Origin of the sequence: Chryseobacterium soldanellicola (assembly GCF_900100115.1) — a bacterium.
GTDB lineage: Bacteria > Bacteroidota > Bacteroidia > Flavobacteriales > Weeksellaceae > Chryseobacterium > Chryseobacterium soldanellicola.
Map to the genome: position 1 here is coordinate 821,519 of NZ_FNKL01000002.1, position 13,554 is coordinate 835,072.

Annotated in this window: 9 protein-coding genes and 1 riboswitch; of the genes, 5 read left to right on the top strand and 4 right to left on the bottom strand. The window is 37.4% G+C overall.

Features of this window, described 5'->3' with window-relative positions; translation table 11 throughout:
• Window positions 1-92 precede the first annotated feature (92 nt).
• Window positions 93-1,487, bottom strand: a complete 1,395-nt coding sequence (gene fumC, locus BLT04_RS08610; protein ID WP_089755370.1) for a class II fumarate hydratase — start codon at window positions 1,485-1,487, stop codon at window positions 93-95.
• A 212-nt stretch (window positions 1,488-1,699) separates the two neighbouring features.
• Between fumC and BLT04_RS08615 the strand changes: the two genes are divergently transcribed.
• Together BLT04_RS08615 and BLT04_RS08620 are read left to right on the top strand one after the other, a co-directional pair.
• A complete protein-coding gene (locus BLT04_RS08615; RefSeq protein ID WP_089755371.1) occupies window positions 1,700-3,307 on the top strand; it encodes a fumarate hydratase in 1,608 nt (535 codons plus the stop codon).
• Window positions 3,308-3,447: 140 nt separating this feature from the next.
• On the top strand, window positions 3,448-3,738 hold the full coding sequence (locus BLT04_RS08620) for a hypothetical protein (protein WP_170828451.1): 291 nt from the start codon (window positions 3,448-3,450) through the stop codon (window positions 3,736-3,738).
• 96 nt (window positions 3,739-3,834) lie between these two features.
• Here the strand turns inward: BLT04_RS08620 and BLT04_RS08625 are convergent, their stop codons facing one another.
• On the bottom strand, window positions 3,835-4,704 hold the full coding sequence (locus tag BLT04_RS08625; RefSeq protein WP_089755372.1) for a helix-turn-helix transcriptional regulator: 870 nt from the start codon (window positions 4,702-4,704) through the stop codon (window positions 3,835-3,837).
• A 149-nt stretch (window positions 4,705-4,853) separates the two neighbouring features.
• Between BLT04_RS08625 and BLT04_RS08630 the strand changes: the two genes are divergently transcribed.
• On the top strand, window positions 4,854-5,891 hold the full coding sequence (locus BLT04_RS08630) for a T9SS type A sorting domain-containing protein (RefSeq protein ID WP_089755373.1): 1,038 nt from the start codon (window positions 4,854-4,856) through the stop codon (window positions 5,889-5,891).
• A 126-nt stretch (window positions 5,892-6,017) separates the two neighbouring features.
• Here the strand turns inward: BLT04_RS08630 and BLT04_RS08635 are convergent, their stop codons facing one another.
• Both BLT04_RS08635 and BLT04_RS08640 read right to left on the bottom strand, forming a co-directional pair.
• Window positions 6,018-6,449 carry an organic hydroperoxide resistance protein gene (locus tag BLT04_RS08635; protein ID WP_089755374.1) on the bottom strand — a complete coding sequence of 144 codons (432 nt, stop codon included), beginning with the start codon at window positions 6,447-6,449 and terminating at the stop codon, window positions 6,018-6,020.
• A gap of 132 nt (window positions 6,450-6,581) precedes the next feature.
• Window positions 6,582-7,592: an alpha/beta fold hydrolase gene (locus BLT04_RS08640; protein WP_089755375.1), complete on the bottom strand. Its 1,011-nt coding sequence runs from the start codon at window positions 7,590-7,592 to the stop codon at window positions 6,582-6,584.
• Between the two features lie 245 nt (window positions 7,593-7,837).
• Between BLT04_RS08640 and BLT04_RS08645 the strand changes: the two genes are divergently transcribed.
• Window positions 7,838-10,678, top strand: coding sequence for an alpha-amylase family glycosyl hydrolase (locus BLT04_RS08645; RefSeq protein WP_089755376.1), 2,841 nt, complete (start codon window positions 7,838-7,840; stop codon window positions 10,676-10,678).
• A 234-nt stretch (window positions 10,679-10,912) separates the two neighbouring features.
• Window positions 10,913-11,017, top strand: a riboswitch (SAM riboswitch).
• Between the two features lie 96 nt (window positions 11,018-11,113).
• Complete coding sequence (locus tag BLT04_RS08650; RefSeq protein WP_089755377.1) at window positions 11,114-13,537, top strand: TonB-dependent receptor plug domain-containing protein; 2,424 nt, start codon at window positions 11,114-11,116, stop codon at window positions 13,535-13,537.
• The last annotated feature ends 17 nt before the right edge of the window (window positions 13,538-13,554 follow it).

Consider the following 13,554-nt stretch of genomic DNA (forward strand, 5'->3'; position numbering starts at 1 on the left):
TCTAAAAATATGTATTCCAGTGTTTTTTTGTAAAACGAAAAAACTCCAGAAATGAATCCCGGAGTTTCTTTATTTACTATCTAAATCTAATTTTATTTTAAGCTTCCCACCATATCTTCAGGTTTTACCCATTCGTCGAACTGTTCAGCTGTTAAAAAACCAAGATTGACGGCTTCTTCTTTCAGCGTTGTACCGTTTTTGTGGGCTGTTTTTGCAATTTTTGCTGCATTTTCATAACCAATATGTGTATTCAAAGCTGTTACCAACATCAGAGATTTATCAACCAATTCTTTAATTCTTTCATTATTCGGTTCGATTCCAACAGCACAATGATCGTTGAATGAGATACATGCGTCAGCAATTAACTGTGCAGACTGTAAGAAATTGTAAGCCATCACAGGTTTGAAAACATTCAGCTCATAATTTCCCTGAGTTCCTGCGAAAGAAATTGTTGTATCATTTCCTAAAACCTGTGCACAAACCATGGTCATCGCTTCATTTTGCGTAGGATTTACTTTTCCCGGCATAATGGAAGAACCCGGCTCATTTTCCGGGATGTGAATTTCGCCAATTCCTGAACGTGGGCCAGAAGCCAATAATCTGATATCCTGAGCTATTTTAAATAAAGAAACAGCCAATTGTTTTAAAGCTCCGTGAGATTCTACGATTGCATCGTGAGCTGCCAATGCTTCAAATTTATTTTCTGCCGTTACAAAAGGAAGATTTGTAAATTTTGCGATATATTCAGCCACTTTTACGTCGTAACCTTGAGGTGTATTTAAACCAGTTCCAACAGCGGTTCCTCCCAAAGCAAGCTCGGAAAGATGTGGCAATGTGTTTTTTAATGCTTTAATTCCGTAATTCAACTGGGCAACATATCCTGAAAATTCCTGTCCTAACGTCAATGGAGTGGCATCCATCAAATGCGTTCTCCCGATTTTAACAATATCTTTAAATGCTTCTGATTTTTCTTTTAAAGTATCTCTTAATTTTTCAACAGCAGGGATCGTTGCTTCAACCACTTTTTTATACGCTGCAATATGCATTGCTGTCGGATAGGTGTCATTTGAAGATTGTGATTTATTTACATCATCATTCGCATGAATTTCAGATTTATCACCAAGATTTCCGCCGTTGTTGACGTGGGCTCTGTTAGAAATAACTTCATTCACATTCATATTCGATTGTGTTCCTGAACCTGTCTGCCAGATCACCAAAGGAAATTGATCGTTTAGTTTTCCTTCTAAAATTTCATCGCAAACTTTAGCGATCATATCTCTTTTTTCAGCTGGAAGAACGCCCAAATCTGTGTTTGTAAAGGCCGCCGCTTTTTTTAAATATGCAAAAGCTTCGATAATTTCGTGTGGCATAGAGCCTTCAGGACCAATTTTGAAATTATTTCTTGAACGTTCAGTTTGCGCACCCCAAAACTTATCAGCAGGTACTTGTACCTCACCCATGGTGTCTTTTTCTATTCTGTAATTCATTGTGATTGAAATATTTATTTTGTTAAAAAGTTAAAGCTAAGGTTAAGTTTAAGGTGAATCTCAGCCTAAATCTTAACCTTAACCTCAATTTATAAAATTAATCATAAACTCAGAATCCCGCAATTTATAATCATTATAAATATCAATCTAAGTGACTGATTTTGCTCATGCTTTTTTCGCGATGTTTTATTTTTGCACCATAAAAAATTGAAATGGAATTTAGATATCAGGATCCGTACCCGATTCAAAAGGACGATACGGTATATAAAAAGTTGACTTCAGACTATGTAAAAGTTGAAAAATTAGGAGAAAGAGAAATTTTAACCATCGATCCTAAAGGTCTTGAGCTGTTGGCTGAAGAAGCGATGGCAGATGTTTCTTTTATGCTTCGTTCTTCACATTTAGAAAGTTTGAGAAGAATTATCGATGATCCTGAAGCTACAGATAATGACAGATTTGTTGCCTATAACTTGCTGCAAAATGCTGCGGTTGCCGTAGAAGGCGCTTTACCATCTTGCCAGGATACAGGAACGGCCATTGTGATGGGCAAAAAAGGTGAGAATGTGTACACAGGCGTTGATGACGGTGAGTATTTAAGCAAAGGAATCTACAATACCTACCAAAAAAGAAACTTAAGATATTCTCAGGTGGTGCCATTAACGATGTTTGATGAGAAAAACTCGGGTTCAAATCTTCCGGCGCAGATTGATATTTATGCCAAAAAAGGAGATTACTACGAATTTTTGTTTTTAACGAAAGGTGGTGGTTCTGCCAACAAAACGTTTCTTTATCAAAAAACAAAATCTTTATTAAACGAAAAATCTCTTGAAGCATTTGTAAAAGAGAGAATTTCAGATTTGGGAACAGCGGCTTGCCCGCCTTATCACTTAGCTTTGGTGATTGGAGGAACTTCGGCTGAAGCAAATTTAGCGGCTGTGAAAAAAGCTTCCGCAAAATACTACGACAATCTTCCGACAGAAGGAAATGAGGCGGGTCAAGCTTTCAGAGATCTGGAATGGGAAGCAAAAGTTCAGAAAATCTGTCAGGAAAGTGCGATCGGGGCGCAGTTTGGAGGAAAATATTTAACTCATGACGTTCGAGTGATCAGGCTTCCCCGTCACGCAGCTTCTTGCCCGGTTGGAATGGGAGTTTCCTGTTCGGCAGACAGAAATATTAAAGGTAAAATTACCAAAGAAGGTATTTTCCTGGAGCAGCTGGAACAAGATCCCAAAAGATTTTTGCCTGCAACGCCTCCACATTTGGAAGAGGCTGTTGAAATTGATCTGAATAAGCCAATGCCTGAAATTTTAGCTGAACTTTCAAAATATCCTATCAAAACAAGATTAAAATTAAACGGAACGCTGATTGTTGCCAGAGATATTGCCCATGCAAAAATCAAAGAATTGTTAGACAGCGGACAACCAATGCCTGAATATTTCAAAAATCACCCGATTTATTACGCGGGACCTGCAAAAACTCCGGAAGGAATGGCTTCGGGAAGTTTCGGACCAACGACTGCCGGAAGAATGGACGTTTATGTAGACGAATTCCAAAGTCACGGCGGAAGCATGGTAATGCTGGCAAAAGGAAACAGAACAGCTGATGTTACCAACGCCTGCCATAAATATGGAGGATTTTACATTGGTTCAATCGGTGGACCTGCTGCAATTCTTGCAAAAGATAATATTTTGTCGGTTGAGGTAGTAGATTTCCCGGAATTAGGCATGGAAGCGGTAAGAAAAATTGAAGTGAAAGATTTTCCGGCATTCATCATTACAGATGATAAAGGAAATGACTTTTTCGCCAATCTTGCCCATTAATAATTTAAAAGAATTAAGACATCCAATATCGAAATTCTCCACCAATTAGTTTAAAATCAAAATAAATTGCAAAATAGAGCTTCTATCTTTTGTGTAAAAAAGAAAAATGTTCTATTTTTGCCTAAAATCTTTAAGAAAAAATGATAACGATTTTATCAGCATTTTGGCCGTTTTATCAGTTCCTTTGGACATGTTTCTTCATTACAATGTTCTTAGTAGGATTCTGGTGTATTTTTATGTTCTTCGGATTTGTTATCCCTTTGTGGTTAACTGAAGGCCTGAAAGAATACTTCGGAAAAGTAAAACCTTTTGATCCTGAGGATATTAGAAGAAAGCAGGTAAATGAGCAGAAGGGTGTGGAAGTGATTTTCAGCAATCCTAAAGGTAACGGGCCTTTCTTACACGATCACGATAGTCACGGACATCATTAATTGATTGTCATTGTTTTCTCACCTTAATTCTGGGAAAGCAATATCAAAGCAAAACAACATATATAAGCCACTTAATTTATTAGGTGGTTTTTTGTTTTACCCGTTTCTCAACTTTTCCGGAGACAGTCCGAATTTTTTCCTGAAAGCCCGTGTAAAGTTCTGAACATATTCGTAGCCGCATTCGAAAGCGATTTCTTTGATCATAATTTCTTTGTCGATGATTAATTTTTTAGCTTTGAGCATCCGAAGTTCCGAAATATAGTCGGTGACGGTGATATGATATTGAGATTTAAATTCTTTTCTGATTTTATTTTGATTAATGCCAATTAATTTTCCAATTTCCTCAACTTTAATATTTTTGTGATAATTTTCATCGACAAATTTTTTAATGATAAAAGCTATTTTTGGGGTTTTCTCTGAAATATTCTTTTCATTAAACTGTTCGAATATCAAAATTAAAAGCTTAATGATTTTGGCTTCAACAAATAATTTCTGTAGCATGCCTTTTTTTGAATAACTTAGAATTTCCCTCAAAATAAGATGCATTTCGACAGTCAGATGCGGTGGAGTTTCCTGATGAAGGAAAATGAAATAATTTTTAATCATTTTCTCAAAAATTTCCGCGCTTTCGTTGCTGGATTCAGGATTGATTAAATTAAAAATGTATTGATAACTGATTTGAATTCGAATATATTTCAATATTTCCTGATTCTCTGTCCAGAGCTCTGTTTGAGTTTCTTCCGGTGAATAATGAAGAATATATTGATTTCTCTTAAATAAAAAATGCGTTTTGCGATTCTGAATTTCTAGGTGTATATCTTGACTTAGCATACATAAAAGAGTAAAGCTTGATTTTTCTTCAATAAAAACTGATTTTAAGAATTTTTCCGGATCTGAGTCTTCATGCATTACGATCTGAAAATCTTCAGATTGGAATAATAATCCTTTTTTAGTTTGCTCTTTCATGCAATACGGTTTACGACAATGGTACAATTGAAATAAAAGCCAGACATCAGATAACAAAAAGTTCGGGAATGATAACTTGAGATAAATAATGTAAGGTAATTTTGCGCAAAATTAAATATAATTTAGAATAAATAAAAATAATATTTGTTATGTTCAGAAATTTACATTTAGGGATGAGAAAAATTGTGACGGGAGCTGTGATATTTGTGATGGCAAATACTCAAATAAATGCCCAGCAAACGTGCAACAATACAGATCCGGGAACTAATACAGGAGATTTGGGTTGTGTGACATTTATCTATAAAGGTCAAGCAGTTTCTTATACGACAGTGAGAGGTGCAGACGGAAAAGTCTGGCTTCAACAAAATTTAGGAAGTACAAAAGTGGCAGCCACTCTTGACGATGCAGATTCTTACGGAGATCTTTTCCAGTGGGGGAGATGGGATGACGGTCACCAGCTGAGAAATTCTGCGACATCAGCAGCGCCATCAACGAATGCTCCAGATGGTTTAACGGGAATTGACACGTTTATTATTGGTTCAGGCGCTGCGTCCTGGTGGGCAGCCAATGCTACAAGTGATGCCTGGAATGCCAGTAATGCAGCGTCTGTAACATCAGCAATCGGTGCAGATCCGTGTAAAACAATCGGACAAGGCTGGAAAATGCCGTCTCAGGCAGATTGGACGACTTTGGTGAATGCAGAAGGAATCAATAATCCGGCAACGGCGTTCGAAAGTTATCTGAAATTACCGGCAGCAGGATACAGAAGCAATACAACAGGCGGTTTCACATTTGTTGGTCAGAGAGGATATTACTGGAGCTCTGACACTTCTTCTTCGGGCGGAAAATATCTGTATGTAGGAACTACGATTGCCAATCCGTCATCAGGAGCTCCAAGAGGACAGGGTGAGTCTGTAAGATGTGTTAAAGATGCAACAGCATTAAGCACAAATGAGATAAGATTAAATGTCGCAGGAGTTTATCCAAATCCTACCAACGGAATTCTTATGATAAAAGCAGATTCAGCGATTGAAAATGTAAATATTACGAATGTCGTGGGACAAAAAATAAATGTTCGGTTCTCTGATAATCAAATTAATATGCAGGGATTTCCAAACGGAATTTATATCGTGGAATTAAAATTAAAGAACGGACAGATCATATTTAAAAAAATAATCAAAAACTAAAAAACCATACCCATTTGATTTTTTACAGGGGTTTTCTCTGGAGAGCTTATTTGGCAAAAACCCGCTAAGTACATCATACAAAGCGGGTTTTTATTAGAAAATATAATTAATATCTGAAAAAATCAATTAGATAATAGCAATTGTTACCTTAATATTTCCTCTTGTTGCTTTAGAATAAGGGCAAGTTTGATGCGCTTCATCGGCTAATTTTTTTGCGGTTTCGCGATCAATTCCCGGAAGACTTACATGGAGACGTGCCTGTAAAAAATAAGCATCATCGGTCATACATAAGTCTACTTCAGCGTCAACGGCTGTTTCTGCAGGAAGCTTAATTTTTGAGTTTCTTGCTGCAATTCCCAACGCTCCGATAAAGCAAGCTGACCATCCTGCTGCGAAAAGCTGTTCAGGATTTGTTCCCGGTTGTGTTCCGCCTGGAGTTGAAAGTTTAATGTCAAGATTGCCGTCTGAGCTTTTTGATGCGCCGTCACGACCTCCTGTTGTGTGCGTTTTTCCTGTGTATAATACTTTTTCCGGTTGTGGGATGGTATTGTTTTCCATTGTTAAAAATTTAAATTATTAGTGTATTTTTAAAATTATAGATTAAAATTAGTCTTGTTGAAGATCTTGTGAAATAATAAAATACTCCAGACAGACAAAATTGAGTTTTAATTAGACATTTTTCGGTTAAAATTATTTTGAAAACGAATCAACTTCGATAATCGCATCAGCAAATGATTTCGGATCCTCCTGAGGAACGTTGTGACCGATTCCTTTTAAAATTGTATGTGAATATTTTCCTGTAAATTGATTGATATAAGCCTTTCCGTCAATGGCTGCCCCGTCAAAATCACTGCTGATCGTAATCGTAGGAACAGTAATTTTCGGTCTTGTAGAAAGGATTTTTTCTAATTGATCGTATTGTGATTCGCCTTTTGCAAGAGACAATCTCCAGCGGTAATTATGAATAACAATTGCAACGTGATCCGGATTTTTAAATGATTCCGCGGTACGATTGTACGTTTCCGTATCAAAATTCCATAGAGGGGAAGCGGTTTTCCAGATTAATTTATTGAAATCATACGTATTGTCCGCATAACCCTTCACACCACGGTCGGTAGAAAAATAATATTGATACCACCATCCCAATTCAGCAGTCGGAGGTAAGGGTTTTTTATTCGCTTCAAGATTGGTAATCAAATATCCGCTCACAGAAACAAGACCTTTTACACGTTCAGGCCAAAGCGCAGCCATCACATCTGCCGTTCTTGCGCCCCAGTCAAACCCTCCAATGATTGCTTTATCAATTTTTAATGCATCCATCAAAGCGATAATATCACTGGCGACTGCTGCCTGCTGACCATTTCTCATTGTTTTTTCAGAAAGAAAGCGCGTTGTGCCGAAACCTCTCAAATAAGGCGTGATTACTCTGTAACCTTTTGCGGTCAGTTGCGGAACAACTTCTTCATAACTGTGAATATCATAAGGCCATCCATGAAGTAAAATTACAGGAGTTCCGTTGGCTGGTCCGGCTTCTGTATATCCTACATTCAAAACTCCGGCATCGATTTGCTTTAAAGTTCCTAATGAGCTTTCCGTTTGTTGGGCTTTCATCAATCCGAAGCTTGAAACGAACAAAAGCATAGCATTTACAATATATTTTTTAATAAAATAAGGCTGTTGAGGAATTAATTTTTTGAACATATTAATTAGATTTAATGGTTGTTTTAAATTGATGCTCCAAAGGTAAAAATGCTAATCATGCTCAACAATCAGAAGGTTCTTTAAACAGACAAATTAAATGGTGAATCAGACATATTCAGAGGTGAAAAATTATTGTTTTTCGCATAGTATATAATTGCGTTAAACTCTAATTTTTAAGTCAAAAACTTATAAATAATGAAAAAATAAATTAATTTCGTTGAGTATTAATAAAAAAACAAATCTTTATGAAGAAATTTTATTCCGGTGTTTTGGTGTTTGTCATGGCTCTTATATTTGGGCAGATAAGCTATACCATTACGCCAAATCCGTTTAATGAGACGGATCAAATTACGTTAACCGTACCTGGAAATCAGATTGATGAAACCGCCTGGGGAGTTGCCAACAATGCCGTTTATATCTGGACGTGGTCTTTGGATACGAATTATAATAACAGCCAGGATTGCCCCACCAACGGAACCTGGGGAAATTCTAGTGAAGCCAACCGGCTAAATTACAACCCGGGAACAGATACGTATTCCTTAACTTTTACACCTACAGCTTTTTATGGGAGAACCGGAATCGGAAGGTTTGGATTTTTGTTAAAAGATAAAACAGGGGCTCATCAGACCTCGCCCGATATTTTTGTCAATGTCGGAGTCTTAAATTTAAGCCTTACAAATCCTGCCGCGAACAGCTTGACATCGGTTTCTGCGGGAAATTCAATTAACGTTACGGCGACCACAAACGTCAACGCTACTTTCCAGTTGAAAGCAAACGGAACAGTTGTAAATTCTACTTCAACACCATCAACTTCTTACGCGTACAATTACACCGTAACAGCAGATGCCAATATGGAATTAATTGCAACAGATGCCAGCTCAAATTCTAAAAATGCAGCTTTCATTCTACAGATTCCCAGAACGGTTATTTCTGAAGCTATCCCAAATTGGATAAAGCAGGGAATCAACTATAATCCGACAGATAACACAAAAGTCGGGCTCGCTTTGTATGCTCCGACTAAAGATTTCGTTCATGTAATCGGAAGCTTCAACAACTGGACGGTTGATGATGCTTATTTAATGAAAAGAGACACCACAAATCCTGATCTTTACTGGATCGAATTGAGTGGTTTAACACCTCAGCAATTATACACTTTCCAGTATAGAACCAACGATTTGAGGAAGGTTGCAGATCCTTATTCGCCGCAGATTTTATCTTCTTATGATGACCAATATATCTCTGCTTCTACCTATCCCGGACTGCCGGCATTTCCTGCAGGACAGGGCTTTGAGGTTTCTATGTTTAAAACAGGACAAACGCCTTACAGCTGGCAGAATACAAGTTTTCAAAGACCTGCAAAAGATAATTTAGTGGTCTATGAATTATTGTTGAGAGATTTTACACAGGAGAAAAACTGGCAGTCGTTAATTAATAAAATTTCTTATTTAAAAAGTTTAAATATCAATGCGATTGAGCTTCTTCCGATCATGGAATTTGAAGGAAATCTTTCATGGGGCTACAACACATCTTTTCATTATGCGTTGGATAAAGCGTACGGAACGCCGGAAAAATTCAAAGAATTTGTTGATTTATGCCATCAGAACGGGATTGCTGTTATTTTGGATATTGCATTTAATCACGCAACAGGGCGTTCTCCGTTAGTAAGACTTTGGAATGTTGATCCTGATGGAGACGGCTATGGAAATGTTGCAGCAAACAATCCATATTTTAATACGGTTCCTAAACATTCTTATAATGTTTTCAATGATTTTAACCATACAAGTTCTTCAACTAAATATTACGTTGAAAGATGTCTTCAGCAATGGCTGACAGAATATCATATTGACGGATTCCGTTGGGATTTGACAAAAGGATTCACTCAAAGCTGCTCCGAGAACGATGAAAACTGCACAAACGCTTATCAGCAGGATAGAGTTGACATCATGAAGTATTACGCAGACAGACAATGGGCGATTGATCCGAATTCGTACATGATTTTTGAGCATTTGGGCACGGATCAGGAAGAGCAGCAATGGGCAAATTACAGGATTGCAGAAGGAAAAGGTGTTATGCTTTGGAATAAGCAGACCGATCCTTACAACCAAAATACAATGGGCTACAAGGAAAACAGCAGTTACGACAGGATGAATCACGCCCTTCATGGTTTCACCAATATGTCTGCTGTCGGGTACGGAGAAAGTCATGATGAAGAAAGATTAATGTTTAAAAACCTTGAATATGGCGCTATAAATGGCTCTTACAGCGTAAAAAACCTGAACACGGCTCTTGACAGAATGAAAACTTTTGGTGCCACATTCTTCACCATTCCCGGTCCGAAAATGATCTGGCAATTTGGTGAATTAGGATATGAATTCAGCATCAACAGATGTGCAGACGGATCTATCAATACAGGTTGCAGAACAGATGAAAAGCCGGTTGCGTTCACTTTAGGCTACGATACAAACACCAACAGAAAAGCAGTTTACGATACCTGGGCAAAAATTATCAATATCAGAAATGCAAATCCGGTTTTTAGGTCTAAAACATACACGGTAGAATCAAATAATCTTACCAATGACCCAAATGGTTTAATTACAAGGATTTACGTTTATGATAATACACTTACAAATGGAGTGAAAAATGTGGTTGTTTTGGCAAATTATGACACTACGGTTAAAGATGTTGTTCCATATTTCCCTTACACCGGGCAATGGCAGGATCTGATGGATAATACCATCTCAAATATTACATCAACGACGGCGCCGATTACTCTTCAGCCCGGAGAATTCAGGATTTTCGGGAATTATACAGGAAGTTTGTCAACAATTGATGTAAATGCAGAAAATAAACTTTCTCTACAAATTGCAGACAATCCTGTGAAGAACGGTTTAGCGAAATTAATTTACCATAAAGCCAAAAACGGAGAAATTTTTATCTACGATATGAGCGGTAAAAAAATGGATTCATTTAAGCTAAAAAATGAAAACGGAACATACGAACTGAAAGCGGTTTATCCAGCCGGAGCATATTTAGTTCATCTAAAAGCCGATAACGGAATTGCAATTCAGAAAATGATTATTAAATAAGATAAAGACAAAATTGCAAGTTTGTCATTAGGAATGGAGTGAAGTATCTTTAATCAATAGATTCTTCTTTCGTCAGAATGACAGTTATCAATTAAATATATTTTAAACAAAGAGAGATAATGAAAATTATCTCTCTTTTAATACAGTCAAAAATTCACCTTTCACCATTGACAATTCCCAATTTCAACATTCCCAATTTTTGTCAATTAAAAACAATAGTCTACTTTTGCAGTAGATTTATCAAGAAAGGTGGAGGGATTTGGCCCTGTGAAACCTTAGCAACCGACCTTTTTCAATGGGTAAAGGTGCTAATTCCAGCCCGGTTGGGGCAGATAAGTGATGTCAATATTCTTATACTATTCCATTTTCTTGACAATCTTTGTTGGCGGATTTTTGTCCGTTCAAGTATATTATTAATTTTGCAAAAAACAAAAGATGAAAAAACTAAGCATATCTATAGTATTGCTTGGAGCGGTTTTCGTATCAGCTCAGGAAAAAGAACAACAAATCGAAGACGTGGTTATCGTCGGTAACCGAAACAACAAAAGAACAAAGCTGGAAACTCCTGTTCCTGTAGATATAATTAATATCGAAAAAATTCAGAAATCGGCGCCTCAAACTACCGTTCAGGATCTTTTAAATTATGTAATTCCTTCTTTTAATGCGGTGAGACAATCGGCCGCTGACGGAACGGAGCACATCGATCCGATGACGTTGAGAGGAATGGGCCCGGATCAGGTTTTGGTGCTCGTCAATGGAAAAAGAAGACATACGACATCTCTGGTTAATTATCAAAATACAGTCGGAAATGGTTCTGTAGGCACAGATTTAAGCACGATTCCTGTAATTGCAATCGACAGAATTGAAGTTCTGAGAGACGGAGCCGCCGCGCAATACGGATCTGATGCCATTGCAGGAGTTATCAATATTATTCTTAAAAAAAATACAGGAGCTTCGGCAAGTTTAAACTACGGAATATCGGGTAGAAATGACGGCGAAACCTATCAGGGCGGAGTAAATTACGGAGCTTCTTTAGGAAAAGATAAAAGTTACATCAATTTGTCATTACAAGTAAGCCAAAGAGGAAAAACAACACGAACGCAGAATCATGATCTGGATATTTTTGGAAATAATTTTGCCTATGCCTTTGCAGATGATCCTGTAGCTGCAAGAGCTGCCGATGATGCTGTTATTCGGGAAAGAGGGTTAAGTCGCAATGATTTTAATTTCCAGATCGGGGATGCGCAGATCAAGCAGGGGCAATTATTTTTCAACGCAGAATATCCTTTTAATGATCATTTTAAATTATATTCTTTCGGCGGTTTTAGCATAAAAGAAGGCCAGGGCTTTGGATTCAGAAGGCTTCCAAGCGAGACTTTTAACGTGGTTTCTTCGATTTATCCTAATGGTTTTCAGCCGTCTTTAGGGTCAAAAGTCTACGATATTTCTTATGCTGTCGGAGCAAAATATGAGGTGAATGACTGGTTTTTTGATCTAAGCAATACGTTCGGAAGCAATACTTTTAATTATGAGGTGAGCAATACCAACAATGCTTCGTTAGGAGCTAATTCACCGACAAATTTCTACGCCGGAGCGCACAATTTTCTTCAGAATACCATTAATCTTGATGTCTCAAAAAAGATCAATCAGTTTAATATAGCTTTTGGAGGAGAATTCAGGTTTGAACAATATGAAATTAAAAAAGGTGATGAAAATTCCTATGCTCAATATGATATTTTCGGAAATATGGTGACCGGTTCTACACCTTCTACAGATGTTATCGGAGCGGGTGGAGCGCAATCTTTCATGGGTTTTTCACCGGCAAACGCTTTAAAAAAATCGAGAAATTCAACCGCAGTTTATGCAGATGTTTCTTATGATTTAGATAAAAAATTAAATATCGACGCGGCGGCAAGATTTGAGAATTATTCAGATTTTGGAAGCACTTTAAACGGAAAACTGGCTGTTCGTTATGAGTTTATAAAAAATTATGCCATTCGTGGAGCTGTGGGAACTGGTTTCAGAGCGCCTTCTCTGCAACAGCAGTATTTTAATAATTCTTATGCCGATATTTCTACAACAGGCGACGGAATTGTAACAAAAGGTATTTTCAGAAATGATAGCGAAGCCGCAAAAGCGCTTGGATTTGATAAATTAAAGCAGGAGACTTCAGTCAACGGAAGTCTGGGATTTACCTTAAAACCCACAAAAGGACTTCTCATTACGCTGGATGGATATTTAATTAAAGTGAAGGACAGAATCGTTATTACAAGCAACATCACAAGTCCGGTTCTTGCTCAATATGGCGTAGAAAGCGGGCGGTTTTTTGCCAATGCCATTGATACGGAAACGAAAGGTGTTGACTTAGTAATTTCTTACGACTGGAAAGTGGGTGGAGGAAATCTTAATGCAAGCCTTGCTGGAAATTATACCGAAACCAAGATCACGGATTTCCATTTTCCTCAAAACTTAGGAACTCCTCAAAACGAATTTTTCGGCCCGGATCAGATCAACATCATTGAAACATTGTCTCCAAAGACGAAAGCAACTTTAGGTTTAAATTACAGCATCAGCAAATTTAATTTTCTCGTAAGAAATACCTATTTCGGAAAAGTAATCAGAGACGGTTATCCTTTCGGCGGCGTTCAGGAATTTTCGCCTAAAATTGTGACAGATGTCAGCATTGGCTATGATCTGACGAAAAATGTCAACCTTACAATTGGAGCCAATAATTTATTGGATGTTTTCCCGGATCTGCAGATTTACGAAAATTCTTATTACGGAGTTTTCAAATACGCGCCTGTCCAGATGGGGACTTTGGGAAGCTATTTCTTCGGAAGGCTTAATTTTAATTTTTAATAAATAATTTTAAACCT